Origin of the sequence: Methylococcus sp. ANG (assembly GCF_040730495.1) — a bacterium.
Lineage (GTDB): Bacteria > Pseudomonadota > Gammaproteobacteria > Methylococcales > Methylococcaceae > Methylococcus.
In genome coordinates this window covers 2103348-2129798 of record NZ_CP160399.1, presented here as the reverse complement: position 1 = coordinate 2129798, position 26451 = coordinate 2103348, and the positions used below count along the sequence as shown (strand labels likewise).

Here is a 26451-nt window from a genome sequence, read left to right as displayed (position 1 = left end):
CGATCCAATCCGCCTCACCACCGAAATTCTGGAAGGCCGCCCCAGCGACGACGCTATCCGATGGCTCCAGGGAGCCTTCAGGTTTTGGCTTTCCGGCGCTGACCTAGTAGACGCGCTCGGCCTGGCCCGCTCTCACAGCAGAGGGCCGCGGTACGCCATTCGACGCCGGCTCCAGCTCGATGCGCTCAGGCAGGCAGCGGCGACGATTCCGGCCGAGTCGACATGGGCGAGGTCGAAGTTGCTGGCCTCAGAAATTAGAGCCTTCCCGCGGAAGCGGCACCGTCCACCGCGAAACGACTTGGAACGGGCACTTGCCCGCGCCTTCGAGTTCGGCGACCCACCGACCACCACGAGCGGCGTTCACGCTGTCCTGAGCGCTTTCAATGGTCCCCATCCATCCGATTGAATCTTTCCGGCAAACTGGTTGCACTCACAAACCCAAGGAGCTGCCCGTGCAAATCGACCTAGCCAAACTTCACCGCCTGGAGGCGGCCGCCGAAGATGCCCGAACTCTGCTACTCAGCGTCGAAAGCCGCCTCAGAGATAAGCGAACCCAAATATCCCAGAAAAAAATGATCTTGCTGCACGAATGGCGCAACTCGCCAGGGCATTCCATCTTCGCCCGCCTGGTCGAAGACCTTGGCTGGTCCGAGGCCCGCCTGACCAAGAATGAGGATTTCAGCAGACTTGAGCACGGAGAAGGCGCCCTCCGCGCCCTCCGCGCAATCGAATCCCTTCAAACCGAGGCTGACCGGCTAGACGCCGACCGCCAGCTCAAGCAATCCCACTGGCAGAAACTTGCCGCCCCGTTGCCCAGCCTTCGCGACTTCGCCGAAAAATATGGCGTCCGCCAAGACAGCCCTCGCGCCTTCCTTCGCGGAGCCGACCGTCCGTCCACCTCAATCTTCGGAGGTGCAGCATGAAGCGCTCCATCAAATCCACCACGAACACCGACCTGCCCGCCGAACTCGAGCGCGTTCGCGGCGACATTCTGCGGACCAAGGACGACCTGGAAGACCTGGCACACGCGCCGCTTACGGCCGATATGGCAAAGCGGAACGCGTCCGCAGCGGTCGCGCATATGGCCCAGTCCTTCGACCTGCCGAGGCTGGCTAGAACCTTTGCAAACCCTGACCGCAGATCCCACGGCATTGACGCGATTTCCCGCCACGTTGACGGCCATCCATCCCGCAATGAGCACGCGGTCATGGCGTTGTTGGCCGCGGTACTCCCGGACGCACTGGAGAAAGCGCTGCATCACTCAATCGACGAGCAAATCGGCGACACCGGCATTTCGTCCGACAACCGAGCACAGCGCGTTGAGGCGCTGGAGCAACGACTGTTCGAGCTTGGCTGCCAGGAGGAGCGGCTTGTCTGCGCAGCCGAGAGCGCCGGTCTGGCGGTCTTCCGCCGCGCCGACGTTGACCCCGCTTGCGTCCTCGCCCTCTGCACCAGTGACGAAGCAGCATGAGTTGATCCGGGCCGGGCACAGTACCTCTGCCGCGGATGCGGTCCGGACCAGGGCAAAGCCATGCCGTGCGCTGGCCCGGCGCACTCACACAACGGCCTGGCACCTACCGGAGAACACAGACCCATGAGCGCTACCCGACCAAACCAACCGTACTCCACCGAAGTCCAACGAGCCAACGGCCTTGCGGCCATGCGGGTCGTCGGACGACTGGCGGACGCCGGCATCGACCTCGAAGGCTTCCCATCTGAGAGCTTGGACCGCCTGATCGCGGTCGAGGCAGAACACGTCCTTGCCGGCACGCCATCGCCCACCGCAGCCACCGCCAGCCCTAAGCCCAGACAGCCAGCTCCGCCCCCTGCACCCGCTGTTCCCCCGCCCGCCACCGCTGCACCAGGCTTGCCACCGGGAGTGCTCAAACCACCGGCAGGAAGCAAAATACATCCGGACGGCTTGATTAGGGCGCTGGGCGGGCAGACGTTCACGCCGTGCTCAGCATCTGGCGTGCGCCTCCACATGGGCAAGAGCGAGCCGTACCCCGCCCCGGACTGGGTTTGCTGCCGGGCATGAGTAACGAAACACTGTCCCGAGTCGCAGACTGCATGATCTTCGCGGTTATCCTCCTTGTGTTCTACTGCCTCATGTTGGAGGCCATCACATGACCGACACCAGCCCCTTCGACAACCTGCAACACCAGCTACTCGGCCTGCTGGTCGGCCACCCGGCGCTTCACCACCAGGCCGAGCGGATATTCTAGTCGTTCAGGGCGACCCACCAGGGCAAGCGCGTGCTGATACCACGGCGCATCACCGAGCAGGAGTCCGCCAGGCTCAAGGAGCTGGTCGACGCCGGCTACAGCGTGTCCTATGCCTGCCGGCTGCTGAACCTGCCCCAGAACGGCATCGTCCGGCAACGAGCTGGCTTCCTGCCTTGACGGGTCCTTCCCCGCGTCCTATGTCAGACGGGTGATCAAACTCGCGAGGTTTGGCTAGTCGCAGAGTTCCCATGGATTTCCTACCTAACCGCCCAAACCCGCGCCATTACTGGATTTCAGCCATTTTCAAGCCTGATGGCTATTTCCTATGCTCCAGCCGCAAGACGACCCACCACCAGAACACCTTACCGCCGCTGAGCTGGGCGCCATCATCGGCGTATCTGCCCGCCGGGTGAGGCAGATGCTCCACGAAGATGATCCGCCGCCGCAAGACCCCGTGACCCGCAAGTTCCCGCCCGGAGCGGTCGGCGAGTGGCTCCGGGCACGGATCGCCGCCGAGTACGGCCGGGAGCACAACCTCGAGCACGAACGCGCTCGCCTAGCCCACCACCAGGCCAACATTGCAGCCATGGCCGAAGCCGACAAACGCCAGAACCTGATCCCGGCCGACGTTGTGACAGCGGAGTGGTGCAATCAGGCCGCGAATATCCGGGCCAAGTTGCTGAACCTGCCTGGCCGAGGTGCGGTAGCCGTGGCTGGCATGGACACCGTCCAGGAAATCGAGCGAGAGTTGAGGAAGTTGGTCTACGAATGCCTGCGCGAACTGTCGCAGCCCGACGACGAACCCGCCAAGCCCGGTAGCAATGCCTGAGCTGCTGGACTCCCTCGAAGCCGAGCGGAACTACCTACCGCCTGGCGCATCTGATAGCATTGCGTTGCATACCGTGTCATACGATTCGAGGATTAGCGTGCGCAGTCATGGGAGATTTCCAAGGGAGCAAGTTCCAAGGGGACAGATTCCACCCAAGCCACCACCGCCGCCACCTCCTCCGACGCCCAAACAGATTGGGGAATGACCATGTCCAAGACAATGTATGAGATCACCTTTGAATTGCGCTATGCCGTCCGTGTATTGGAGCGGAGCGCGTGTTACTGGCGCACCGTCGATACTATGACTCGCATGGCGGGGCTTCTTTCAGGAACCGCAGCGTTTGCGGCGATCATAGGAACCAACAAGGAGATGACGCTGGCGTTCGGTATCTGCTTCGCCATACTTCAGGCTATCGAGTACATTCTGTCACCGGCGGCAAAAGCTGCGGCGGCACATGAGACGTCGAAAATCTACGATGCCATCATGGCGGAAAGGCTGCGCAAATCACCTGAAGAACTGGAGCAGGCGCTTCTTGATGCACGCACGAAGGACATGGTTATAGTGTCCAACTCGCTCAAGCGGCTGGCCTACAATGACGTCGCCGAGGAGATCGGCCGGAGTGATTACGGATTCAGGCTTGGCGCGTGGAATCGCATTGTTGGACTGCTGGCGTAGATCATCCTTTCCGCATCACACCAGCCCGGCCCCGTCCGGGCTTTTTCATGCCTACCCGCGTCCATCGCCTCGACCAACTCCTCCGCGCCGTGGTCGACGACTTGCTTGGCCTTACGGTAGGTCCATTCGCTTCCGAAGCCCGCCGCCTTAGCTGCTATCACGTCAGACCTTCCGCTAGAACTTTCGCGAGAATTCTCGCGAATGTCCGGCTTCAGGTCCGTCCGCCGCCCTTGCCGCTCCTTGGCATTTTTTTTTTCGTCCTCCTCAATCGCCCGAGCGATGGCGACCTTCTCGGTAGGCTTAGCTTGTGGACAATTGTCCACAAGCTCCAAATCCGTCCGCTGTCCCTGCCGGTTCCCCATCTCCTCCTCCAGCGCCCGAGCGATGGCGACCTTATTTGAGCTCACCGATTTTGGCGAGCGCAGGCAGAGTGCGCGATTTCCGAAATTGGAATCCGTCATGTGACCTTTTCGGGAAGGCTCCCAAAAACCCGCCGTCACCCACATGCGCGTGGGCGACTCTCACACTTCTAGCCCGGATGTTTCATAAAAATGCCCCCTGCGCCCGATAGCTTGGCCAGCTGCCTATTTTTTCAGTCCACCGAACTGACCTACGCCCCCCATGAGGCATGGGCAGCCCCTCGACCTGCCTCTTTTCGCGGGGGTGGTGGCCGGAATCCAGACACTGGACGCAATCAACCCTCCGAGTCCTGCCGGATCCTCCTCGGTTGAGGGTGACGGCGCGCTTCAGGCCATGGCCGGTGGTCGGACGAGATAGAGTATCTCGGTGACCCGGTGCAACAGCGCCTTCACCGGACAGGCGCTCGGCAAGTGCAACTTGATCCGGTCCTTGTACTGCACCACCCGCACCGCCAGCTTGAACAGCTTCAGGATGAGGGTCATGGGCTGCGCCTTGGCCAGTTCGGTGTGGCACAGGGTGTGCTCCCGCAGGCTGTGGATCAGGCTGTAGGCGGCACAGGCATAGAACAGGCGCAGGTGGTTGGCGAGGAAGGCATGGTCGGCGGTGCGATCACTGGCCAGATCGTTCTTCACCGCCTTGATGAAGTTCTCGTCCTGGCCGCGTGCGCAGTACAGATCCCGGTACAGCGCCTCCGGCGTCGGGTCGGCGAGCGAGGTCACGACGAAGCGCGGGTTGTCCCCCAGGCCCATGACCTCGGCCTTGAGCACCACCCGATAGGCCTTGGGCCAGGAACCGGCCTGGTAGGCCACCTCGTCATACAAACGGGTCGCCGCCGGCTCGGGCTGTTCGGCGCGGCGAGCGAAATCACAGCGTTGCGCATGCAAGGCGCGCGTCTTGGCAAGCAGCGGCTCGGCCTTGGGCGTCAGCACCTGGTTGCCGGCCAGGCCGAAGAGGAAATCCATCCGTGCATCGGCTTCGCACAGGGCCATCAACTCCGGGTTGGCGAAATGGCCATCCCCGCGCAGGACGAGGTGGGTATCCGGCCAGGCCTGGCGCAGGCGGCGCACGACCCGCTGGAGGATGGCGGCGTTCTCGCGCCCGGTGGGGCGTTTGCCGGGCCGCAGCACGGCGGTGATGAACTTGCCGGAGAGGCCCTCGAACAAGAACAGCGGCAGATAGCAGTGGCTGCCGTAGTGGTGATTGTAGAAGGCCAGTTCCTGCTGCCCGTGGGTGCGGTCTTCGGAGTGGTCCATGTCCAAGACGATGACCGCGGGCGGGGTGGTGTAGCTGGCGATGAAGGCATCGACGAAGGCGCGGGCCAGGCGGTAGATGTCCTTGCGGGAGACTCCGTTCTCCAAGCGCGAGAAGGTGGGGCCGGAAGCCAGGGCGTTGTCGGCATCCAACGGCGCCCGCTCGGCCGCCAGCTTGAACACGGGATCGTGGCGCAGGCTGTTGGCGTCGTTGCCGTCGGCATAGCCGCAGGCGGTCTGGAAGATGCGCTGACGCAGGAGGTCGGCCAAGCTGTGGGCGATGTAGGAAGGGTGCCGGCGATCCTGAATGGCCGAGGCCAGACGGGCGATCAATCCGGTCTGCCGATCCACGCCCTGCAGGAGGAGGGCGCCGAAGTCGCTGGACACCGCGCCGCCTTCGAAGTCGGCACGGACGGTGAAGCCGGCGACGGTGGGAAAACGGAGCTGGGTCGGGATAGAATCACTCATTGGGCGGTCTCGTTTAGGCTTCGTACGAAGCGTTATTGGCGCAACTCCAATTATATCAATTGGTTAAGCGAGATTCGCCCACTTTCTTGAAATATCCGGGCTAGGACATTCCCGAGAATTCTCGGGAATGTCCGGATTCAGGTCCGTCCGCCGCCCTTATCCACGACACGCTTGGCGTCAAGGTATGACCTTTTCCCGCCAAAGCCGGCTCTTTTGGCTGCTATCTCATCCGAGCGGCCCGTCAATTCGTCCCCGTCGGGACGAATTTCGTTCGATGGCCTTCCGCGCCGCTCCGTGGACTTCAATTCCTCCTCCAGCGCCCGCGCGATGGCGACCTTTTCGGCGGCTATCTCGCGGGATTCCTTGCCTAGCTCACATTCCGGAGAATTCTCCGGAATGTCCGGATTCAGGTCCGCACTGCAACGAAGGATGAACAAGTCGCCGATCACCCGATTCTGGGGCCAGACCAGGACGGCGGCCGGCGATACGATACAGGCGATACGATACGTTCAGCAGTTCGTACAGCACCACCCGCGCATGGGCACCATGACTACGTGGTTTTTGCCGAAACGGGAAATAACCGATCACCGCCGGCGAGCGCATGCAGATGTGCGAGGGGCTGCCGTTTTCGGAGCGGACGGCGCAGCGATTGATGAGCATTGCCAGCGACCCTAGGCTTTCGAATCCGACACACGTGTCGGTTTTACCCAACTCCTGGGGCACCCTCTACGAACTCACGAAGGTGGTGGTGGTGGAGGAGGCGTCCGTGACTTTTCCGCATGGATGGATCAAAATGCGCGCCCTTGAATAGGCGGCTGCGATGGTCGTGCGCGTGCCCAGCTTCTACCGGCTGAGTTGGGTAGCAAGCCAAGTCTGTGTGTAACTTTGGGTGTAACCTAAAAAATGACGAGGCAATAAGGCATTGTGAATCACCGTCTTGTGATTCCGATGTGATTGAGACCATCGCACCAATTTGAAGATCTCTAAAGCCGGCCTTGACGTGTTTACGTTCAGGCCGGCTTTTTGTCATTCTGGCCTTAGAACCCATGGAATTCGCTGTCAAATGCTGCGACGGTCCGGCTCGCCGGGGCGAGCTTTCGTTTCCGCGCGGCCGCGTGCAGACGCCGGCCTTCATGCCGGTGGGCACCTACGGCACGGTCAAGGCCATGACGCCGGAAGAACTGCGCGACAGCGGCGCGGAGATCATCCTCGGCAACACTTTCCATCTGATGCTGCGCCCGGGCGTCGACGTCGTCCGTCTACACGGCGACCTGCACGGATTCATGCACTGGGACGGGCCGATCCTGACCGACTCCGGCGGCTTCCAGGTGTTCAGCCTGGGTGCGATGCGCAAGATCAGCGAGCAGGGCGTGCAGTTTCGCTCGCCCATCGACGGCAGCCCGGTGTTCATGGGGCCGGAAGAGTCCATGGCGGTTCAACGCGCGCTGGGTTCGGACATCGTGATGATCTTCGACGAATGTACGCCATACCCGGCGGAATATGGCGAAGCGCGCGCCTCGATGGAACTGTCCCTGCGGTGGGCCGAGCGCAGCAGGACGGCGCATGCGGACAATCCATCCGCGTTGTTCGGCATCGTCCAGGGCGGCATGTACGAAGACCTGCGGGCCCGTTCGATCGCCGGTCTGCGGGAGATCGGCTTCGACGGCTACGCGATCGGCGGCCTTTCGGTGGGGGAGCCCAAGGAGGACCGGCACAGGGTGCTGGAGGCGCTGATGCCGTTGATGCCCGCCATTCGCCCCCGCTATCTGATGGGAGTGGGCACGCCGGAAGACATCGTCGACGCGGTGACGCGCGGCATCGACATGTTCGACTGCGTGCTGCCGACCCGCAACGCCCGCAACGGCCATCTGTTCACCCGCTTCGGGGCGGTCCGTATCCGCAACGCCCAGTACCGGGACGATCTGCGGCCGATCGACGAGGAGTGCGGCTGCTACACCTGCCGTCACTATTCCCGTGCCTATCTGCGCCATCTCGACCGTTGCGGCGAGATTCTCGGGGCGCGCCTGAACACCATCCACAACCTGTTCTATTACCAGGAGCTGATGGCAGGTCTGCGGGCCGCCATCGAGGAAGGAACCCTCGAGCGGTTCGTCGAGCGATTCCATGCCCTCCGCTCCACGGGTAACGCATTTGTGTGATAATGCGCAACTTTGAATTCGTCAAATAAGAACTAGAGGTTGACCATGAGTTTCTTTATTGCCGACGCCTTGGCGGAGGCCGCTCCAGCGGCGCAGGAACCCGGCGCCGCGGGCTTGATCCTGCCCATGGCCGTTCTCGCCGTGTTCTTCCTGCTGTTCGTGTTGCCGCAGAACCGCCGCCAGAGGGAACACAAGAAGCTGCTGCAGTTGCTCGTCAAGGGAGTCGAGGTAGTCACGACGGGCGGAGTGCTGGGCCGGGTGGTCGAGGTCGACGACAACTTCGTGACGCTGGAAGTGGCCGAAAACGTCCAGATCTGCGTACAGCGCAACGCCGTGGCCTCGCTGATGCCCAAGGGTACTTACAAGGCGGCCAGGCGCAAACCCGAATCCAAGTAAACCCGCCTCTCCGGCGGGTGTGCCAATCCGCCGGATACTCCCGTTTCCAAATAGGTTCCGAGCATGCGAAACCGTTTTCCCTTATGGAAAAACCTGATGGTCGCAGCCGTGTTGATCCTCGGGATCATTTACGCGCTGCCCAATTTCTTCGGTGAAGACCCATCCGTCCAATTGTCGGCGGTTCGTGCGGCGAAGGTCGACGACGGCCTCAAGGTCCAGGTGCAGGGCCTGCTGGATGCAGCCGGCCTCAAGGCCAAGACCGTGGAGATGGCCGACAAGCGGATGCTGATCCGGTTCAGCGATACCGATTCGCAGCTCAAGGCATCCGACGTGCTGAACGAGAAACTGGGGGAGGCCTACACCGTGGCTTTGAACCTGGCGCCGTCGACGCCGTCCTGGCTGCGCGCGTTCGGCGCCAAGCCCATGTATCTGGGCCTCGACCTGCGGGGTGGCGTGCATTTCCTGCTGCAGGTCGACATGGACGCCGCGGTCAAGCAGGCGGAAGACCGCTACGCGGAGGATGCCCGCAGCCTGCTGCGTGAAAACAAGATCCGCTACCGATCGGTGGAAAAACAGAACGGCGTGATCCAGGTCCGCCTGCCGGATTCCGACACCCTGTCGCAGGCGCAGGTGCTGCTGAGGCGCGAGCTGCGGGGCCTCCAGATCGATGTGAAGGACAGCGAAAACCTGCTCGAAGGGCGCTTGTCCGAAGTCGAACGGCGCGAAATCAAGCGCTTCGCCGTGGCTCAGAACACCACGACGCTGCGCAACCGCGTCAACGAACTCGGTGTGGCGGAGCCCGTGATCCAGCAGCAGGGCGAGGATCGCATCGTGGTCCAGTTGCCCGGCGTCCAGGACACCGCGCGGGCCAAGGAAATCCTCGGCGCCACCGCGACCCTGGAGTTCCGCCTCGTCGACAACGAACATCCGGTGCCGGCCGAGGGCGAGAAAGCGCCTCTGGGCTCGCACCTCTACCGCGACCGCCAGAACCGTCCGGTCCTGCTGGAGCGCAAGATCATCGTCACCGGCGACCAGGTCGTCGACGCGGCTTCCGGCATCGACCAGCAGGGCGGCCAGCCGGCGGTGTATGTCACGCTCAACAGCGTGGGCGCCAAGAAGATGGGCGACACTACCCGCGAAAACGTCGGCCGCGCCATGGCGGTGGTATACATCGAAAACAAGTCCGAGACCAAGGAGGTCAATGGCCAGAAGGTGACGACCAAGAAAAAGGTCGAGGAAGTCATCAACATCGCCACCATCCGCGACCGCTTCAGCAAGCGTTTCCAGATCACCGGCCTGGACAGCACCGAGGAGGCGCGGAACCTGGCCCTGCTGCTGCGGGCGGGGGCCCTGGCCGCGCCGGTGGACATCGTCGAGGAGCGCACCGTCGGCCCCAGCATGGGCAAGGAAAACATCGACCGCGGCGTCAAGTCCAACGGCTACGGGTTCATCGCCATCGCGGCATTCATGATCCTTTATTACCGGGTATTCGGCCTGTTCTCCATCCTGGCGCTGGGTACCAACGTCCTTCTGCTGGTCGCCGTGCTGTCCTTGCTGCAGGCGACCCTGACCTTGCCGGGTTTGGCCGGTATCGCTCTGACCGTGGGCATGGCCATCGACGCCAACGTGCTCATCAACGAACGCATCCGCGAGGAACTGCGGGCGGGAAGCACGCCGCATGCCGCCATCCATGCCGGCTATGAGCGCGCTTTCGCCACGATTCTGGACTCCAACGTCACCACCTTCGTCGCCGGCGTCGCCCTGTTCCTGCTGGGCGCAGGTCCCGTACGCGGCTTCGCGCTGGTGCTGTGCATCGGCATCCTGACCTCCATGTTCAGCGCCGTTCTGGTGTCCAGGGCGCTGGTCAACTTCACCTATGGCCGGCGGCGCAAGCTGGTCAAGATCGCAGTCTGAGGATCGCACCCATGGAATTCTTCAAGATCAAGCGTGACATCCCGTTCATGCGCTACGGGAGGCTCACGACGACCATTTCCCTGGTGACCTTCATCCTCGCCGTCCTGGCTTTGGGGTTCAAAGGCCTCAATCTGGGCATCGACTTCACCGGCGGCATCCTGATGGAGGTCCGCTATGCCCAAGCCGCCGACCTCGAAGCGATACGCAAGACGCTGGAGGAGCAGCGGATCGCCGAATCCGCCGTGCAGAATTTCGGCACTTCCCGCGACGTGCTGATTCGCCTGCCGCTGCGGGAGGATACCGGCGCCAAGCAGAGCGATCAGATATTCTCGGCGCTCAAGGCCCAGGACGGGACGGCCGAACTCAAGCGCGTCGAGTTCGTCGGCCCCCAGGTCGGCAAGGAAATGTATGAAAGCGGTGGACTGGCCCTCATGCTGGTGGCCGCCGGCATCATGGCCTATCTGGCGATGCGTTTCGCCTGGCGGTTCGCCGTCGCGGCGATGATCGCCAATATGCACGACATCGTCATCATCCTCGGGATGTTCGCCTTCTTCGAGTGGGAGTTCACGCTCAGCGTGCTGGCCGGCGTGCTGGCGATCCTGGGCTACTCGGTGAATGAGTCCGTGGTCGTGTTCGACCGGGTGCGCGAGAACTTCCGCAAGATGCGCAAGGCGGCGGTGACGGAGGTCATCGACAATGCCATCACCGCGACCATGTCCCGCACCATCATCACCCACTCCATGACCCAGCTGATGGTACTGGCGATGTTCTTCTTCGGCGGCGACGCCCTGCACAACTTCGCCTTGGCGTTGACCATCGGCATCGTGTTCGGCATCTATTCCTCGGTACTGGTCGCCTGCCCCGTCGTGCTGGCGCTGGGTGTGAGCCGGGCCGATCTGCTGCTGCCCGAGAAGGAAGGGTTGGTCGACAACCGCCCCTGAGTCGGAGCCGTGTCCCGTTCCCGGAGGCCGCCTTGCGCGGCCTCTTTGTTTTCAGAAGAGGTCGAGATAGTTTGCCGGCGGCTCGGGCGTGTCCCTCTCGTCGGGTCCGGTCGGTCGCCCGGCGCCGGCGGGTTTTGTGGGTTCCTCGGACTGGCTGGATTCGGAGATTTCGCCGGCTCGTGAAAAACGGGCGGTCGGCGCGACGATGATGAGCGTCCGGTAACCGCTGATCTTCTTCCGCGCCTTTCCCACCAGAACAGGGCGGCCGGTCTTGCGGTCGATCTGGTCGATCAAGCCGTAGCCGCTCCGGCCGATCAGGTGGTACAGCTCCTCGGCGCGATGGTCCTCCACATGAACGCAGCCGTGCGAGTCCGCGGCCCGCCCCAACTTGTCCAGCGCATCGCGGTCCAGCGAGGAATGGAGGGAAATACCGCCATTGAAGAACACCGACCAGAGCATCGGCGCATCGTAAGGGCCCGACCAATGCCGGTACGAAAAGCCCTGGGGGATGAAATAACCGGAAGGCGTTTCGAAGCCGGGGACGCCGGTGGATATCAGCCAGTAATAGAGGAGCCCTTCTCCCCGCCGGTAGACCCGTAAGGTCTGGCCTCTGCCCCAGAACGCGTCGTCGACTTTGTTGACGATGACGATCAGCCGGTAGCTGCTGAAGGAGGGATCGAGCAGGGGATCGGGCAGCGACTCCGCCTCGCTCCTGTCCGGGTCGCGGTAGGGCGTGAAGGCCTCGCGCACGCCGAATCTATACTGGAAATTCGCTCCTTCGTCCTGTTCATAGCGGGGCTTGGGCACGCTACGGCCATAGCCTTCCCAGGCATCGGACCGGGCTTCCGGCGGCGTGGCCAATCCCGCCCAAGCTAGCAGGACCAGAGCCCCGGCACGGAGGATGCCTGGAACGAACGGCCTCATTCTCATGATTTGCTCCCTGGCAAGGGGAACTTCCTGGGGGCTATGTTAGCCCATGCGGGGGAGCGTTGCTCAAGGCATCTGGCGGGATCAGTCCTCGCAGGCCGGCAGAGTGGCCCGCTCGAGCCATGCCAGCGAAGCCATGGCATACAAGCGGTCGTCTCCGCACATTTCGGCGGAAGGCCGGAGCCCGGAACAACAGTCGGGACGCTCCGGTCTTCCGAAGATGGAGCATTCCATGTTGTCGCGGAGCTGGATGCAGGGAGTCCCGGCGGGTTTGCCCTGGGGCATACCCGGTATCGGACTGGAAATCGAGATGGCGATGCAGCAGGCGCCGCAGCCCGGCCGGCAGTTCACGGAAGCGGATTCGCCTCGAACCGGGGCAGCCGCCCCAGCAGCTCCCGCAGTCTGCCATCGAAGGGATCGGCGTAGGGCACCGGATCGAAACGGCCCCATACGACGCCGGGCCAGGCGCGGTCGTCCCGATATCGCACGATGTGGTGAATGTGCAACTGTGGCACTAGGTTGCCGATCGCCGCGACGTTGAGCTTGTCCGGCCGGTAGATGTCGGCCAGCAGGGTGGACAGTTCGGCCGATTCTTCCCAGAGACGGACGCGGTCCGGCTCGGCGAGCTGGTGGACCTCGCGGATGCCGGCGCGCTCCGGCACCAGGATGAACCAAGGATAACTGCTGTCATTCATCAGCAGCAGCCGGCAGAGAGGGAACCGGCCGAGCGGAAGGCAATCCTGCGCAAGACGTTCGTGCAGAACGAAATTCGGGGCGAATTCTGTCGTCATCGGCCGGCCCCGGGCTCTTTCGGGCTTATGAACATCGCGTCGCCGTAGCTGAAAAAGCGGTAGGCCTGACTGACCGCATGGCGGTAGGCGGCGAGCGTTTCACGATAGCCCGCGAAGGCACAGACCAGGACGAGCAAGGTCGACTCCGGGAGGTGAAAGTTGGTGACGAGCGCGTCGACACAGTTGAAACGGAATCCTGGCCTGATGAACAGGCGGGTGTCGCCGGCAAAGGGCCGCAGCTCGCCGCCGCTGGCCGCCGTCTCCAGGCTGCGCATCGAGGTGGTACCGACCGCGATCACCCGTCCGCCCCGGCTGCGGGCGCGCCTTACGGCTTCGACCACGTCGGGCCCCACTTCGCAATACTCGGCGTGCATGCGGTGATCCTCGAGATTCTCGGCGCGCACGGGCTGAAAGGTGCCGGCTCCGACATGGAGAGTCACCCGAGCCGTGTCCACGCCGGCCTCGCCGAGCCGTTCCAGCAGGTCCGCATCGAAATGCAGGCCTGCCGTCGGAGCGGCCACCGCTCCCGGCTTCGCCGCATACACCGTCTGGTAGCGTTCGAGGTCGGCGGAGGTATCGGGGCGGGTGATATAGGGTGGTAGCGGCATATGGCCGATTCGCTCGAGCACGGTTTGGAGCGGTTCATTGCCGGCCAGCTCGAGACGGAACAGATCGCCGTCGCGTCCGAGCACCATCGCCCGGTGGCCTGCTTCCAGGAAAATCCAAGTGCCGGGCTTCGGCGACTTACTGGCTCGCACATGTGCGAGCACGAGCCGCTCGCCGAGGAGCCGTTCCAGCAATATCTCCACGGCACCGCCGGTTTCTTTGCGGCCGAAAAGGCGTGCGGGAAGCACGCGGGTGTCGTTGAATACGAGAAGGTCTCCGGGGCGTAGGAGCCTCTCGAAGTCGCGGAAGACCTTGTCTTCCAGAGTGCCGGTCGCGCCGTCGAGGCAGAGCAGGCGGCTGCCGGAACGTTCCGGCAGCGGCGACTGGGCGATCAGTGTTTCAGGCAGATCGTAATGGAACTCGCTTTTCAACATCGCTTCATGTTAACAGAATTCGAGGGGAGCCAAACGGTGGGGCTGGCGCTGACCCGGGAAGTTCCTTATACTTATCGGCCCTGATTGCCGGGATGGCGAAACTGGTAGACGCGCCAGACTCAAAATCTGGTAGTGGAAACACTGTGTCGGTTCGATTCCGACTCCCGGCACCACCGATTCGTTCGCAGAAGTCCGCTAAAGTCCACGAAGCCCGCGCCACGCGGGCTTTTTCATGCCTAGCGTCGTCCGCTAACGTGCGCAGAAATCCGCTAGAAGCCGGTAACTTCTGGCAGTAGAATCGACGGTAACTAGGCCCTCTAGGGGAGTTACCGTCATGGCACTTACCGACGCAGCCGTCCGCAACGCAAAACCCAACGGCGACAAGGCTTACAAGCTTTCCGACGAAAAGGGGCTGTACCTCATTGTTACCGCCAATGGCGGTAAGTGGTGGCGGCTCGATTACCGTCACGATGGCAAGCGCAAGACCCTATCCCTAGGCACCTATCCCGAGACCACCCTGAAGGAAGCCCGCGAGAAGCGAGACGAAGCCCGTAAGGCGGTAAGCCAAGGCATCGACCCCAGCCGGCAGCGGCGGGTGAGCAAGCTGAAGGAACGGATCGCCAGGGAGAACTCGTTCGAGAACATCGCCAAGGAGTGGGCAGGCAGGCAGGCGAACCGCTGGACGCCGGACCATCACGACCGCGTTGTTACCTCATTGGCCGCCGACATCTTCCCGGAGCTGGGCGAGTTCCCAGTCAACGAGATCACCGCGCAAGACTTGCTGAAGGCGTTGCGCAAGATCGAGGCCCGCGGCGCCCACGAGACGGCAGGGCGAGTGCTCCAACGATGCGGCGCCGTGTTCAAGTACGCCATCGTCACCGGCCGCTGCACCTACAACCCCGCCGCCGATCTTCGCGGATCGCTCACCCCGGTCAAAGTCACCCATCGCGCGGCGCTGAAGGCATCGGAAATGCCCGAGTTCCTTGACCGCCTGGCGAACTATGACGGGCACGTGCAGACCCGGCTTGCCATCCAACTCTTGATGCTCACGTTTGTGCGGCCGGGCGAGCTTCGCGGCGCGGCCTGGCAGGAATTTGACTTCGACCTGTCCGAGTGGCGCATTCCCGCCGAGCGGATGAAGATGCGAGACGAGCATATCGTTCCTTTGAGCCGCCAGGCGGTAGATGTACTCCACCAGCTTCACGTCATCAACGGAGCGTATCCGCTGGTGTTCCCTGGCGCCAACAAGCCCCACCAGCCCATGAGCGAGAACACCGTTCTGTTCGCCCTGTACCGCATGGGATACCACGGCAGGGCAACCGGGCACGGTTTCCGGGCGACCGCTTCAACGATCCTGAACGAGCTGGGATACAACCACGACGCCATCGAGCGCCAGCTTGCCCATGCACCACGCGACAAGATTCGAGCCGCCTATAACCGGGCTCAGTATCTCCCGGAGCGGCGGAAGCTGATGCAGGATTGGGCGGACATTATCGACGGATTCAAGAATGGCGCGAAGGTTATACCGATACGGCGTAATGGGTGAATCATGGAATTCAAGAAAATAAATCAGTTATGGAATCTCGCCGATACGCTGACGGTAGAGCAGGCGGCTGCACTTATTGCCGGCTTCGACCCTGGATCGGTTTGTTTTAATACTGACGGAAGTGCGCACTTCCGCGACATCGAAACAGGATTAACCGATAGTACCGGCATTTCGGATGCAATAACCGCGTTTGCTGCCGTGGTGAATGCGATCAATTCAGGGATGCTAAAAGCGACAATCCGCAGGAACGCCCATAGTCAAGGATGGGACGAATGGCCAGACGATGGGGAGGGAGTTAGGGCTGAACTGGATGAAAAAGGAGAGCCAATTCAATTCTCAGGGGTAATATTCACGATTGAACCGGCATGGGATAAAACCACAGTAAGCCGTGACGATTTGGTTTCATGGCTGAGGAGAAGGGGATTTATGAGCGGGTTTTTCTTCCCAGAGGCTCAGGATGCAGAATCTCCCGGCTATCTCGACCCGCAGAATCCGCGCTACGCCCCCAAGCTGGCCGCCGCCGTCAAAGCCTGGCAGGCTGTGACCGATACCGGGGGGAAGACTCCCAAGAGAGCGTTGGAGAAGTGGCTGAGGGAGCATGCTGCTGATTTTGGCATGACCGATGAAGACGGAAATCCGGTCAATACGGCCATCGAGGAGGTCGCCAAGGTCGCGAACTGGGCACCAGGCGGCGGCGCACCGAAGACCCCTGGCGGATAACCTACCCACCCCCTGAGCCCGCGCCAGTGCTGGATTTCACGGCGTAGGTGTAGGGAACCTACCCACCCGTTACTGGGGAACCTACCCACCCCTTACCCCCTTTCCGGGGGGTAGGTTTATTGAACCTACCCACCTATTCGGGCAGCAGACCGCTCCGCATCATAGCGCCATGTCCCGGACTTCCCCGGGGCTCCTCGACCCTTGGAGTAAGCATGGCGATCACACAGACATCTGAACGACTCCTGCGCAAGCCCGCGGTCCTTGACATGACCGGGATGGGGGCAACGCTGCTGCACGAGATGGTCCGCGAGGGCCGGTTCCCTCGGCCGATCAAATTGAGCGCAAGGGCAGTGGCCTGGCCGGAATCAGCGGTACAGGCCTGGATTGCTGATCGGGTTAAGGAGGGGCGGAGATGATCGCCTTCCACGACCACCTGCTTGACATCGAGCACGATGCTGCTATCGTTTGCAGCACGGAGCCTAAGAACCTCCCACATAGCGGCACCCGCCCCGATAGAAGCGGTTTTCTTTTGCCTGTCATACAGGCGCACTCCGCCCGATTTCAACGTCGGGAGGGGGCGGAAATAGTCCTTCGGGATAATACCGCCCGCCGTCTATGTGCGGTTCTTAGCCTCCCGACACCCTTCATTCGATGGGTGCCAACTAAGAAACATGTAGGAGGCCATCATGGCCCGTAACGCCCTCATCCGCCCGACTCAGGGCAACGAAAACCCCACAACCGAAAAACTGGCTCGATTGCTGATCGCCGTCGATGGCGTATCCGCCATGCTGTATTGCGCGGCAAACAAAATCGGCGAAGGCAGCGATTCGCCAGAGCGCATTGGCGACATCGCGAATATGTTGGCCGACATCGCCATCCAGCTGGACGAAATAGCCAATACCCTGGCTGCTGGCGTGGAGGGCAGGTAATGAGCGCCGATACCTTCCACGAAATCGCCGACCGAGCAGTTACATCGGCAACTGAAATACTTGCGATTGCGGAAACTTCCGATACCGAGGCCGACCCGGTAAAGGCCGGTTTGCGCCATAAGGTTGTCGCTCTGGGTCATATCGTCAACGACATGAGGCTCCACATCGGCGAGCCGCTATCCTCGCCAGATACCCCGCCTCTGCCAATTACCCGTGCCGACCTGGATAAGCTGGAAACCTGCATGCGGGATTGCCGGCTGCTGTATTCGGCGCTGAGTGCGATTATTGCGGTCGATTGCGCCAATGAAAGCAAAATCGACGAGGCAATTATAAATGACATCGCTGAGCTGCTGCGGGACCAAGCCAGCAGAATTTGGGATAACCTCGAGGAGTTATCAATCGGTATCCGCGGCAGGCTGATTGATAACGGTCAACTGGAGACGTTGGAATGAACGCATCCGAATACCTACTGTTAATATTTGCCGCCCTTGGAGCCGACCGGCTGGTCCAGGCCGTGGCCGAGCTGATCGCGGGGGCGCTATGAGCAAGCCAATCGACCCGCACCAGAAACCGTCACGTCAAAACCGGCGACCCAAGAAGCGGTGGAGCAAGCGGCAGAGCTGACAACGAGTTAGGCCGCGCCTAGGCCGACGGGCCGAAAACGGGACACCTTTCACCCGCTGGCGTGGCTCCTACTATGAAAGGCTGCCCGAGAAAGGGGGCTATATGGACGACGAAGACGGTTTCTATGTCCTAACCGCAAGCGGTCAAAAGGCATGGTATAGCACGTTCGATCTGTATTATCGAGCTTACAGGGAAAGCGGATTATTCGTGCTATTGGCCGGCGCATACGTGGTTTGCCGGAACAAGGGATATTCACCGCCGCCGTATCTGCTCGATGATTTGCACAAGCATTTCGTCCAACTTCTGGAAGCCGACACGAAAGCCGAGGGCCTGGCGGCACTGAGCTTTGACAACAACGCGAAAGGCGGGCCGTGGCAGGGCGCGGTAGCAAAGAGCGAGCTGGCGCACCAGCAGCGCATTCGGCTGGCTCAGAGCATGGGAATGTTTGTCGCCGGGCTGAGAAAAACCGACCCTAAGTCAGACGATGACGAATCGAATTTCTTTGTGGCGTTTGCCAAGGTGTTGCCGGCATGGGCGAAGGCTACGCCTAAGTATCTCAGGAAGGCTTTGCGAGGAAAGCGCTAGGGTACCTGAACTCTGGGAGATTCCGTACCCTTTTATTCATCTGATTTAATCATGGCCACCGCTTAAGAATCGGGGAAAAACATGAGCACAGAAGACATCGGATCACTCCCAAATGACGCGCTCCTTTTAGATCACGAGGCCGCGGCAATACTTCGGATGAGCCGGTCTACATTGAATTCTTGGCGCGTGGCCCGAAAAGGCCCGCCGTTTATGAAAATAGGCGGCGCCGTGAGGTATCGCGCCGCAGATTTAAGAGATTGGATATACAACCAGTACAATGCTGGAGTCGCCAATAAATGACCACACAGCAAAAAGCCGCCCCCGGCTGGCACCGGGAAGCGGCTCAGAAAAGCAATTCCGCCGCCAGTATTTCACAAGGCCCGGCCTTTTCGCAAGCCCTTCGGCTGCCTCCGTTCGCCCGGCAGCTCAGGCCCCGACCGGACCGTACGCTGCTGGTGATCACCGGCAAGAGCGGATGGTCTCTGTTCGATCGCGGCGGCACCACGAATGCGATTTTGCTGCCAGATCCCGATCCGAGCTTGTACCGCTGGCCAGACCTTTCTGGCTGGGCTGATGGCTTGCTGATCGACGTCGATGGCACGCTGACCAGTGACGAAACCAAGGCGCTGGCCGTGGCGCTGCTGGCTGCTGGGCTGCCGCGCGTCGTCACGGACCTGGCAACCTTTGCAAGGAGGGTAAGCTGATGGTCGACGCGACATTCACCCCTGACCCGGAAAACCCCTCAACCATCCACGTCGATCTGGGCGATACACCAAAGACTTCAAGCCCAAAGACCGACGACCGCACCAAGAAGTCGCAGGCCACAACCCTGATCGAGCTGTCGTCGATTCTTGATTATGTGCACGACCAGGATGGTGCCGTTTACGCGCTGATCGACCGCGACGAGCACCGCGAGGTGTGGCCGGTGCGGAGCAAAAACTTCAAAGAGTGGCTGTCCGACACCTTTTATAAATCGGAAGGCAAGGGCTGCAACAACAACTCCATTTCCGACGCGCTGAACACGATCGAGGCCCGCGCCAAGCACATCGGAAAGCCGGTCCAGGTCTATATTCGTGTCGCCCACCTGGCGGATCGCGTCATCATCGATCTGTGTGACGACCAATGGCGCGTGATCGAGGTGACGGAGGAAGGCTGGGAAGTGTTGGACAAGTCGCCCGTCTACTTCATCCGCCGCAACGGCATGGCCGCACTGCCCGCCCCCACCGACAAGGGCGGCGTGGAACATCTCAGCGAATTTATCAACATCGATCCCAAGGAGTTCCCGCTGGTCGTCGCCTGGCTGGTAGCGGCACTGAGCGGCGCTAAGCCATATCCAGTGCTTGTTTTGCAGGGCGAGCAGGGCACCGGTAAGTCCACCACCAGCCGTGTCATCCGCAGCCTATGCGATCCGTCCACGGTTCCGCTCCGGAGCCCGCCGCGGGAAGTCCGTGACTTGCTGGTGTCGGCCGCAAATAACCATTGCGTAGTGCTCGATAACCTGTCCGGGCTCAACCCGGAGCTTTCCGACTGCCTGTGTCGTCTGAGTACCGGAGGCGGTATTGATTGTAGGCAGCTCTACAGCAATTTGGAGCAAGTGCTGGTAGAGATTCAGCGCCCGATCATCGCAAACGGCATCGACGACATAGCCACCCGGCCCGACCTGGCCGAGCGATCCATCATCCTAAACCTGCCGATCATCCAGGCAACCGACCGCCAGGACGAAAAACGCTTTTGGCACGACTTCGAGCTGGCACGTCCTAGCATCTTCGGGGCGCTGCTGAACGGCGTATCCGCCGCGATCCGTGGTCACTACAGGATTCACATTTCCGAAAAACCGCGCATGGCCGACTTTGCCCTGTGGTCAGTAGCTGCGGGGGTGGCTTTTGGCTGGGATGGAGAGTTCATGTCCGCGTACACCCAAAACCAGGACGAGGCCGTCGAGGCCGGCATCGAGGCCAGCCCAGTGGGTTCTGCGCTGATCCTTTTGCTAAACGCCAGCAGCGGCCGATGGGCTGGAAATTCCACAGCGCTGCACCGCGACCTGTCCGAGTACGCTGGCAACCAGGCCAAGTCCAAAGCATGGCCCATAACGCCGAAGGGGGCCACCAATGCTATCAAGCGGCTAGTGTTTAATTGCGTAAATTAGCGATAGTATTGCGCAGCTGGGAGCCTTTGACTTCCCGCTTGCGCCAGACGAATGGGGCGGCCTTGTCGTTGTAGGCGGCGATGAAATCGTTGATCGCCTGCGCCAGTTGGTCGATGCTGTTGAAACTGGCCCCACGTAAGGCCTTGCGGGTCATGATGCCAAACCAGATTTCCACTTGGTTCAACCAACTGGCTGAAGTGGGCGTGAAGTGAAAGTGCACGTTGGGATGGGCGGCCAACCAGTCATCGTTCTTCTTGTGAGTGCAATAGTTGTCGAGAATCACATGAATTTCCCGATCAGCCGGAACATCGGCGACCACCTCATCGAGAAAGGCCTGAAAGTCAGGACGCTTCTTGGTCGTGGTGGTTTTGGACTGAATGGTACCGGTCGCCACATTCAAGGCCGCAAAAAGATTGATCGTGCCATGGCGCTTATAGGTGCTTTTCAATCCACGAACCAGCTTGCCGCTGCTGGTAAAGACGAAACCGCTGGCCCTTTCCAGCGCCTGAATGGAAGGCTTTTCATCAACGGAAATGACCAACGCATTTTGCGGCGGATTCAGGTACAGCCCGATAATGTCGGCCGACTTGATGGCAAACTGAGGGTCCGTGCTGACGCACCACGAGCGATGCCGCTGGAGTTGGATGCCTTCTTTGCGCAACAGACGCCAGACGGCATCATCGGAAACCCCCAAGGCTTTCGACAACGACCCGCCATCCCACGTCGCCTGTCCGGCCGGCGGCGGCTGTTCAATCTGCGCAAGCAATCGATTGCGCAACTCGGACGGCGGGTACCGCGGAGGCTTGCCCGGTCTTTTTCGATCACGCAGTCCTTTCAACCCTTCAGCCGCAAAGCGCCTGCGCCAGACACCGACCGTGCCGGGCCGGATACCGAGTTCAGCAGCAATTTCGTCATTGCGCTTGCCCGCCAGACAGCCCATGACAATCTTGGCGCGTTCGACCAGACGAGCCTCCTCGGTGCGGCTATTGCTCAAACGCTCCAACTCACGCCGGTCTTGGTCCGTACAACTCACCGATATGGCAACTCGCGCCATCCTTCCCTCCGTTCCTGTGGGTAACGGAGACATGATATTACAGTCGCTTAATAATGCAATTAGACACTAGCTCCGAGCCTACGGCGCATAGGCATCACCGTAACGCTGTCCAAGGACGGAAACGGAAACCGCATCTACACAATTACGCAAGCTCCGAAACAAGCGCCGTATCCGCCGTATCCGCCGGAAGCCCCGGAAACTAAGGGTTTCGGTACGGCAGATGCGACGGCACATAGCGAAGGTACGGCAGATAAGTGCCGTGGTACGGCAGATAGCAATTCGGATGTGCCGTACCAAAAACCCAGCAATGACGCTGGTTCCGGCACTTCCGGCGGATACGGCGCTTCTAGCGGACCTTGTGTAAATGAGGATGATCCCACCAGCGACGTGAGGGCGACCCTGTGAAGACCCTATCCGACCTCGCCGCGTTTATCTCCGAGCTGCTGGACCGCGGCGTGACGCTTGAAGCTGACGGCGATTTCTTGCACATCGCGGGACCGCTGAAGCAATCAGAGATTCAAAGGCTGAAGGAGAACAAATCCGAGATTATGCGCATCCTCGCCGCGACCGATGAGGGCGTTTCCCGCGCATCCTTCGACGCCGCATCGGTCGTCGGCCCGCCGGTCTTGGTCCGCATCGAGGCCACGTTCGCGAAATCAGGCTGCGTCCGGCTCGATCTTGAAATTCCTGAGCAGCGCTTCGACGAGGAACGCTTCGACGAGCAGGTATCCCGGCTGACGGATGCGTCGTGGTGGAGGCTCGACACGCCGAAGACGTGCTCCGATTGCCGGCATGCCCAACCCACGCAGCACACCGCCCTTGTGACTTGCGGCGCAGGGCGCGAGGACTACCCGGCTTGCGGCGCATTCTGGGATTCGGACCCGAAGCCATGCAACCAGTGGGCACCAGCCGCGAACACCAGCACCAACGGCCAGACGGCCATCACCAAATAGGAACCAACATGAACGACATCATCACAACTAACCTTACAACCCTGGCGTCAGAAATCCGCGTCCACCACATCGCCGCAGTGACCGCCGCGATTGATGCCGTAGGCCACGCCCGCGAGGCTGGAAAGCTACTGGTCCAAGCCAAGGAGCAACTCCCTCATGGCGCGTGGCTCCCGTGGCTGACCGAGAACTTCGAGATGAGCGAGCGAACAGCCAGAGGCTACATGCAGCTAGCCAAAGCCGACCCGTCAAAATGGCAACGCGTTGCCGATTTGCCTCTACGCCGAGCACTCAAAGAGTTGTCCCAACCCAAGCCCGAGGTAACCTCCGCGCCGACACCAAGGCCGATATTGTCACAGCCCGCCGAGGATATCCGAGACCTGGCTAAATGGCCCGACATCGAGGCGGCGTTGGTCTGGCTGCTGTTCGCGTACGGCAAGACGAATGACGAAATCGAGCGGACCACCGGCTTCGACCACTACGAAATCGACTTGATCGTAAGCCCGCGTCCGCCCGTGAGGTCCACCACATGGAGTGAGATGGACGAAATCGACGCCACCGACCCCATCGCGTTCGTGGCGACGTATCGCGGCTATGTTGATTCGCTTGTGGCTGCCGTCACTGCGAACTCAATCGATAGCGCAATTAGGCTTGCCGACCGCGAAGGCATGAGTCACGCCGTGCCGGCGCTCAATGGCTTGGCGCGAATGTGGCGAAGCCGCGAGACCGTTGACATGGGTGCCATAAGAGCTAGCGGCTGCGATTTCGTTAAATGGATAGCCCGAGCCTTCAACGACGCAAGAGTTGCTATCGGCCTTGACCGCGACCGGGCCGAGGTGGACATGGACACCGCCGACATCATCTTTAACGCCATCGTTCTCGAAGAAGACCGCAAGATGAGGGCGATGCAATGACCATTTACGTACTCGCTCAAGGCGAGCTGCACCGCGACCCAATCCAGCGCACCAGCCAGACGGGCAGGGTCTTCACCACCGCGAACCTCAAAGTTCAGAGCGACGGCGAGACCGTGTGGGCCAGCATCATCTGCTTTACAGACGAAGGCCAGCAAGAGCTGCTGCGGCTCCGGGCCGGCGATGCCGTCTCAGTCCAGGGCAAGTGCAAGCTGACCGTCTACCAAAAGGGCGACGAATACCGCGCATCGTTGGACGTTGTGGCGAACAGCGTCATCGCGCTGAAGCCGAAGCCCCGGCCCAGGCAGCCGAGGCAGGCCCGGACGGACGGGAGGGAGTTCGATGCCAGACAGGCATACGGCCGAGCTGCGCCAGCGCACCAGGCAGACGACATGCCGTTCGATGACGAAATTCCTTTTGCCTGAGGACCACCCATGACGGCCCAAACAACATCATCGCTTGATGTAGTCCTTGAAGTCATCGAATCCCGAGGCCGGCGGCCACTGAAACCGGCCACCATCGCATGGTTATCGGATGCTTTCGCACGGGCGCTGGCCGGAGAAGCTGACCTCGCCCATGCCTTCGGAGTTTCGCTATCTGTCCGCAAAGCCATCAAAGCCAGGCAACTCCGCGAAGCCGCCCGTCTGACCGGCGAACGCTCGACCTGGAAACAGGCATCGGCACTTTCTCTTTTGCTCGAGCAACTCGATTGGTCTGACTGGCCACCGTTATCTGGAGACGCGGCTCCGGCTGTCCGAGCGCTTTATGAGGCCAAGCGATTCGGAGGTGTTCCACGGTCGGAGCGGCAGATTTACCGGCTTATATCGGGGAATTCTGACTGACATAACATACTGTTATCTGGCAGTGATTTAACTTTGCGCATCAAATATTATGTGAGCCTGATATTTCCGCCACCAACTCAGGAGCACAACATGGCAAAAAGCCCAACGATTGCCGAAATGGCAATACAGCTTCGACAAAACCTCGAAGCAATCGCCAAGCGAATCGAGCAAAAACAGATTGAGCGGCACCAAGTCGAAATGGCACCAAGGCCAAAGGATGAGGTTATGGCCGAAATCCTGGCGGACCTTGACCGGCAGGCCAGAGAGTACGCTGGTTCGATACTGAATCAATTCCAGTCTGCCAAGTCCCCGCGAAGCACCGGCGTCGGAAGATTGCTTCACCCAGCCGGGCCGCGCCTAGAGGCCGATTCTCGAGCAGTCATCTGGCTTTTACGCCCACTCCTCGAGGAGCGCTTGCACGATGTTTTGAAGGATGACCCGATTTACTCAGGCGAGGAAACCGGCCTGAATCACGCCGATCGCCAGGAAAAGCTGGCCCAGATCGACGCAGAAATCACCGAGCTAAAAGACCAGCAACAGACCATCGTCAACGAGCTGTCATCCGCCGGCATCCAGGTATTTCTCTGAAGGAAAACCCATGAACGAAATCCAAGTATTCGAAGACGCGATCCTCGCAACCAGCCGCGCACAGGCTGTTGCCGAGGTATCACGAAAAGACAATCCGCACCGCCATAAACACCAGGGCATAACCTGGAGCGAAGGCAGCGAGAACATCAAGCTGCTGTTTGCCGACATGACCGACGATGAGTTGGAAACTCTCGGCATCGAGCGCGACAAACTGCTGAACCACGTTTTGGAGAGACGGACATGAGCGGGCTTAACTCCCCGGAAGTCGGTAACTACTTCGTCGCAGAAGATCGGCCGATGAGCCGGATTGATGCAATTAGGTCTCTAGGTGAAAGGCTGCGAGATCGCGGCTGCGAAGTCGGAATTTTGTACACGGACTTGAGCGGCGCAAAGGTCCGGGTTTTGTTCAGACACATGAGCCACGCGGAGCGGCAAATCGTAGGCGGCGCATTCATTACCATCGATTAACCATTCGGGCAAGCCTTGGCCGTGCGCTGGCCCAGCGCTGTACCTCGCGGTCAAGGCACCTTTTCAGGAGAAAACCCATGTCAAATCTAAGCGAGTATGAAAAATCCAGCTTGCGCAGTCGCATTTCCACCGAAGTCGTAGCCGAGCATTTGGCCCGCGGCACGCTGATGCAAACGCCACAATCGGCGATTGACGCCGAGGTTGAAACCATACTGGCTCGCCAAATCGAGGCCGCAACAAGGCCGGCGTACGAGACTCCCGCCGTTCCCAGCCCCATGAACGCCACTGCCCTTGCCGGAGCAGTAGCCATTATGGATAGCGCCATGCGCCCGCCAGCGCCACCAACGCCCGCGGCCACGTATCAGCCACCCGCACCCCGCGCTGAATCACCGCGACTTCCTGCCGGCATCTTCCAGGCCCCGCCAGGATCACGCATCCACCCGGACGGCAAAATCCGAACGCTGGACGGCAAGACGTTCACGCCGTGCTCAGCATCTGGCGTGCGCCTCCACATGGGCAAGAGCGAGCCGTACCCCTGCCCGGACTGGGTTTGCTGCCGGGCATGAGTAACGAAACACTGTCCCGAGTCGCAGACTGCATGATCTTCGCGGTTATCCTCCTTGTGTTCTACTGCCTCATGTTGGAGGCCATCACATGACCGACACCAGCCCCTTCGACAACCTGCAACACCAGCTACTCGGCCTGCTGGTCGGCCACCCGGCGCTTCACCACCAGGCCGAGCGGATATTCGAGTCGTTCAGGGCGACCCACCAGGGCAAGCGCGTGCTGATACCACGGCGCATCACCGAGCAGGAGTCCGCCAGGCTCAAGGAGCTGGTCGACGCCGGCTACAGCGTGTCCTATGCCTGCCGGCTGCTGAACCTGCCCCAGAACGGCATCGTCCGGCAACGAGCTGGCTTCCTGCCTTGACGGGTCCTTCCCCGCGTCCTATGTCAGACGGGTGGGCAAACTCGCCCGGTTTGCCTAGTCGCTAGTTGCTACTAGATTTCCTACCTAACCGCCCAAACCCGCGCCATTACTGGATTTCAGCCA

The 26451-nt window shown here is 61.0% G+C and carries 34 protein-coding genes and 1 tRNA gene; 27 read left to right on the top strand and 8 right to left on the bottom strand.

What is annotated here, in order from left to right; genetic code table 11:
• Positions 1–383 precede the first annotated feature (383 nt).
• The 5 genes from ABZN20_RS10270 to ABZN20_RS10250 all read left to right on the top strand — a co-directional run bounded on the left by ABZN20_RS10270 (position 384) and on the right by ABZN20_RS10250 (position 3729).
• Entirely contained in the window at positions 384–923 is a 540-nt protein-coding gene (locus ABZN20_RS10270; RefSeq protein ID WP_367025184.1) for a hypothetical protein, read from the top strand.
• Positions 920–1471, top strand: a complete 552-nt coding sequence (locus ABZN20_RS10265) for a hypothetical protein (protein ID WP_367025183.1) — start codon at positions 920–922, stop codon at positions 1469–1471. Before ABZN20_RS10270 ends, ABZN20_RS10265 begins: the two co-directional genes overlap by 4 nt.
• Before the next feature lie 784 nt (positions 1472–2255).
• Entirely contained in the window at positions 2256–2402 is a 147-nt protein-coding gene (locus ABZN20_RS10260) for a hypothetical protein (RefSeq protein WP_367025182.1), read from the top strand.
• Between the two features lie 148 nt (positions 2403–2550).
• Entirely contained in the window at positions 2551–3054 is a 504-nt protein-coding gene (locus ABZN20_RS10255) for a hypothetical protein (protein ID WP_367025181.1), read from the top strand.
• Positions 3055–3255: 201 nt separating this feature from the next.
• Positions 3256–3729 carry a hypothetical protein gene (locus ABZN20_RS10250; protein WP_367025180.1) on the top strand — a complete coding sequence of 158 codons (474 nt, stop codon included), beginning with the start codon at positions 3256–3258 and terminating at the stop codon, positions 3727–3729.
• Here ABZN20_RS10250 and ABZN20_RS10245 read toward each other — a convergent pair.
• The 3 genes from ABZN20_RS10245 to ABZN20_RS10235 all read right to left on the bottom strand — a co-directional run bounded on the left by ABZN20_RS10245 (position 3678) and on the right by ABZN20_RS10235 (position 6527).
• Entirely contained in the window at positions 3678–4190 is a 513-nt protein-coding gene (locus ABZN20_RS10245) for a hypothetical protein (RefSeq protein ID WP_367025179.1), read from the bottom strand. The two genes, ABZN20_RS10250 and ABZN20_RS10245, sit on opposite strands and share 52 nt — an antisense overlap.
• 285 nt (positions 4191–4475) lie before the next feature.
• Positions 4476–5867 carry an IS1380 family transposase gene (locus tag ABZN20_RS10240; RefSeq protein ID WP_367025178.1) on the bottom strand — a complete coding sequence of 464 codons (1392 nt, stop codon included), beginning with the start codon at positions 5865–5867 and terminating at the stop codon, positions 4476–4478.
• A 372-nt stretch (positions 5868–6239) separates the two neighbouring features.
• Entirely contained in the window at positions 6240–6527 is a 288-nt protein-coding gene (locus ABZN20_RS10235; protein WP_367025177.1) for a hypothetical protein, read from the bottom strand.
• 386 nt (positions 6528–6913) lie between these two features.
• Here ABZN20_RS10235 and tgt point away from each other — a divergent pair, with 386 nt between their 5' ends.
• The 4 genes from tgt to secF all read left to right on the top strand — a co-directional run bounded on the left by tgt (position 6914) and on the right by secF (position 11277).
• Positions 6914–8026, top strand: a complete 1113-nt coding sequence (tgt, locus tag ABZN20_RS10230; RefSeq protein ID WP_367025176.1) for a tRNA guanosine(34) transglycosylase Tgt — start codon at positions 6914–6916, stop codon at positions 8024–8026.
• Positions 8027–8071: 45 nt separating this feature from the next.
• Positions 8072–8422 (top strand): preprotein translocase subunit YajC, encoded by a 351-nt coding sequence (gene yajC / locus ABZN20_RS10225; protein WP_367025175.1) that lies wholly within the window; start codon positions 8072–8074, stop codon positions 8420–8422.
• 63 nt (positions 8423–8485) lie between these two features.
• Positions 8486–10336 carry a protein translocase subunit SecD gene (gene secD / locus ABZN20_RS10220; RefSeq protein WP_218807748.1) on the top strand — a complete coding sequence of 617 codons (1851 nt, stop codon included), beginning with the start codon at positions 8486–8488 and terminating at the stop codon, positions 10334–10336.
• 11 nt (positions 10337–10347) lie between these two features.
• Complete coding sequence (secF, locus tag ABZN20_RS10215; protein ID WP_218807747.1) at positions 10348–11277, top strand: protein translocase subunit SecF; 930 nt, start codon at positions 10348–10350, stop codon at positions 11275–11277.
• A 51-nt stretch (positions 11278–11328) separates the two neighbouring features.
• On the opposite strand, the gene ABZN20_RS10210 is transcribed toward secF, so the two are convergent.
• The 4 genes from ABZN20_RS10210 to queA form a co-directional block, all read right to left on the bottom strand.
• A complete protein-coding gene (locus ABZN20_RS10210; RefSeq protein WP_218807746.1) occupies positions 11329–12207 on the bottom strand; it encodes a L,D-transpeptidase in 879 nt (292 codons plus the stop codon).
• Positions 12208–12288: 81 nt separating this feature from the next.
• On the bottom strand, positions 12289–12555 hold the full coding sequence (locus ABZN20_RS10205; protein WP_218807745.1) for a YkgJ family cysteine cluster protein: 267 nt from the start codon (positions 12553–12555) through the stop codon (positions 12289–12291).
• A complete protein-coding gene (locus tag ABZN20_RS10200; RefSeq protein ID WP_218807744.1) occupies positions 12552–12995 on the bottom strand; it encodes an HIT domain-containing protein in 444 nt (147 codons plus the stop codon). The genes ABZN20_RS10205 and ABZN20_RS10200 overlap by 4 nt, the downstream gene beginning before the upstream one ends.
• On the bottom strand, positions 12992–14035 hold the full coding sequence (gene queA / locus ABZN20_RS10195; protein WP_218807743.1) for a tRNA preQ1(34) S-adenosylmethionine ribosyltransferase-isomerase QueA: 1044 nt from the start codon (positions 14033–14035) through the stop codon (positions 12992–12994). Before queA ends, ABZN20_RS10200 begins: the two co-directional genes overlap by 4 nt.
• 86 nt (positions 14036–14121) lie before the next feature.
• Between queA and ABZN20_RS10190 the strand changes: the two genes are divergently transcribed.
• The 10 genes from ABZN20_RS10190 (at position 14122) to ABZN20_RS10145 (ending at position 20585) form a co-directional block, all read left to right on the top strand.
• Positions 14122–14208, top strand: a tRNA-Leu gene (locus ABZN20_RS10190).
• Positions 14209–14369: 161 nt separating this feature from the next.
• Positions 14370–15581, top strand: a complete 1212-nt coding sequence (locus ABZN20_RS10185) for a tyrosine-type recombinase/integrase (protein ID WP_367025174.1) — start codon at positions 14370–14372, stop codon at positions 15579–15581.
• A 3-nt stretch (positions 15582–15584) separates the two neighbouring features.
• Positions 15585–16301, top strand: coding sequence for a hypothetical protein (locus ABZN20_RS10180; protein WP_367025173.1), 717 nt, complete (start codon positions 15585–15587; stop codon positions 16299–16301).
• Positions 16302–16513: 212 nt separating this feature from the next.
• Complete coding sequence (locus ABZN20_RS10175) at positions 16514–16717, top strand: helix-turn-helix transcriptional regulator (protein WP_367025172.1); 204 nt, start codon at positions 16514–16516, stop codon at positions 16715–16717.
• A 270-nt stretch (positions 16718–16987) separates the two neighbouring features.
• Positions 16988–17230, top strand: coding sequence for a hypothetical protein (locus ABZN20_RS10170; protein ID WP_367025171.1), 243 nt, complete (start codon positions 16988–16990; stop codon positions 17228–17230).
• Positions 17230–17682: a hypothetical protein gene (locus tag ABZN20_RS10165; protein WP_367025170.1), complete on the top strand. Its 453-nt coding sequence runs from the start codon at positions 17230–17232 to the stop codon at positions 17680–17682. Before ABZN20_RS10170 ends, ABZN20_RS10165 begins: the two co-directional genes overlap by 1 nt.
• Positions 17683–17956: 274 nt before the next feature.
• Complete coding sequence (locus ABZN20_RS10160) at positions 17957–18439, top strand: hypothetical protein (RefSeq protein WP_367025169.1); 483 nt, start codon at positions 17957–17959, stop codon at positions 18437–18439.
• A gap of 81 nt (positions 18440–18520) precedes the next feature.
• Positions 18521–18739: a helix-turn-helix transcriptional regulator gene (locus ABZN20_RS10155; RefSeq protein ID WP_367025168.1), complete on the top strand. Its 219-nt coding sequence runs from the start codon at positions 18521–18523 to the stop codon at positions 18737–18739.
• Positions 18736–19143: a hypothetical protein gene (locus ABZN20_RS10150; RefSeq protein WP_367025167.1), complete on the top strand. Its 408-nt coding sequence runs from the start codon at positions 18736–18738 to the stop codon at positions 19141–19143. Before ABZN20_RS10155 ends, ABZN20_RS10150 begins: the two co-directional genes overlap by 4 nt.
• Positions 19143–20585 (top strand): hypothetical protein, encoded by a 1443-nt coding sequence (locus ABZN20_RS10145; RefSeq protein ID WP_367025166.1) that lies wholly within the window; start codon positions 19143–19145, stop codon positions 20583–20585. The genes ABZN20_RS10150 and ABZN20_RS10145 overlap by 1 nt, the downstream gene beginning before the upstream one ends.
• Here the strand turns inward: ABZN20_RS10145 and ABZN20_RS10140 are convergent.
• A complete protein-coding gene (locus ABZN20_RS10140; RefSeq protein WP_218806107.1) occupies positions 20569–21639 on the bottom strand; it encodes an IS630 family transposase in 1071 nt (356 codons plus the stop codon). The two genes, ABZN20_RS10145 and ABZN20_RS10140, sit on opposite strands and share 17 nt — an antisense overlap.
• Positions 21640–22040: 401 nt before the next feature.
• On the opposite strand from ABZN20_RS10140, the gene ABZN20_RS10135 reads away from it, so the two are divergent.
• The 8 genes from ABZN20_RS10135 (at position 22041) to ABZN20_RS10100 (ending at position 26328) form a co-directional block, all read left to right on the top strand.
• Positions 22041–22592, top strand: a complete 552-nt coding sequence (locus ABZN20_RS10135) for a hypothetical protein (RefSeq protein WP_367025165.1) — start codon at positions 22041–22043, stop codon at positions 22590–22592.
• 8 nt (positions 22593–22600) lie between these two features.
• The gene (locus tag ABZN20_RS10130) at positions 22601–23503 is read left to right on the top strand and encodes a DUF3102 domain-containing protein (protein WP_367025164.1); all 903 of its coding nucleotides are present in this window, start codon (positions 22601–22603) and stop codon (positions 23501–23503) included.
• Positions 23500–23925, top strand: coding sequence for a single-stranded DNA-binding protein (locus tag ABZN20_RS10125; protein ID WP_367025163.1), 426 nt, complete (start codon positions 23500–23502; stop codon positions 23923–23925). The genes ABZN20_RS10130 and ABZN20_RS10125 overlap by 4 nt, the downstream gene beginning before the upstream one ends.
• A 9-nt stretch (positions 23926–23934) precedes the next feature.
• A complete protein-coding gene (locus tag ABZN20_RS10120; protein ID WP_367025162.1) occupies positions 23935–24342 on the top strand; it encodes a hypothetical protein in 408 nt (135 codons plus the stop codon).
• A gap of 90 nt (positions 24343–24432) precedes the next feature.
• Positions 24433–24930, top strand: coding sequence for a hypothetical protein (locus ABZN20_RS10115; RefSeq protein ID WP_367025161.1), 498 nt, complete (start codon positions 24433–24435; stop codon positions 24928–24930).
• A gap of 10 nt (positions 24931–24940) precedes the next feature.
• A complete protein-coding gene (locus ABZN20_RS10110; protein WP_367025160.1) occupies positions 24941–25174 on the top strand; it encodes a hypothetical protein in 234 nt (77 codons plus the stop codon).
• Positions 25175–25475: 301 nt separating this feature from the next.
• On the top strand, positions 25476–25964 hold the full coding sequence (locus ABZN20_RS10105) for a hypothetical protein (RefSeq protein WP_367025159.1): 489 nt from the start codon (positions 25476–25478) through the stop codon (positions 25962–25964).
• A gap of 88 nt (positions 25965–26052) precedes the next feature.
• Positions 26053–26328: a hypothetical protein gene (locus tag ABZN20_RS10100; protein ID WP_367025158.1), complete on the top strand. Its 276-nt coding sequence runs from the start codon at positions 26053–26055 to the stop codon at positions 26326–26328.
• The last annotated feature ends 123 nt before the right edge of the window (positions 26329–26451 follow it).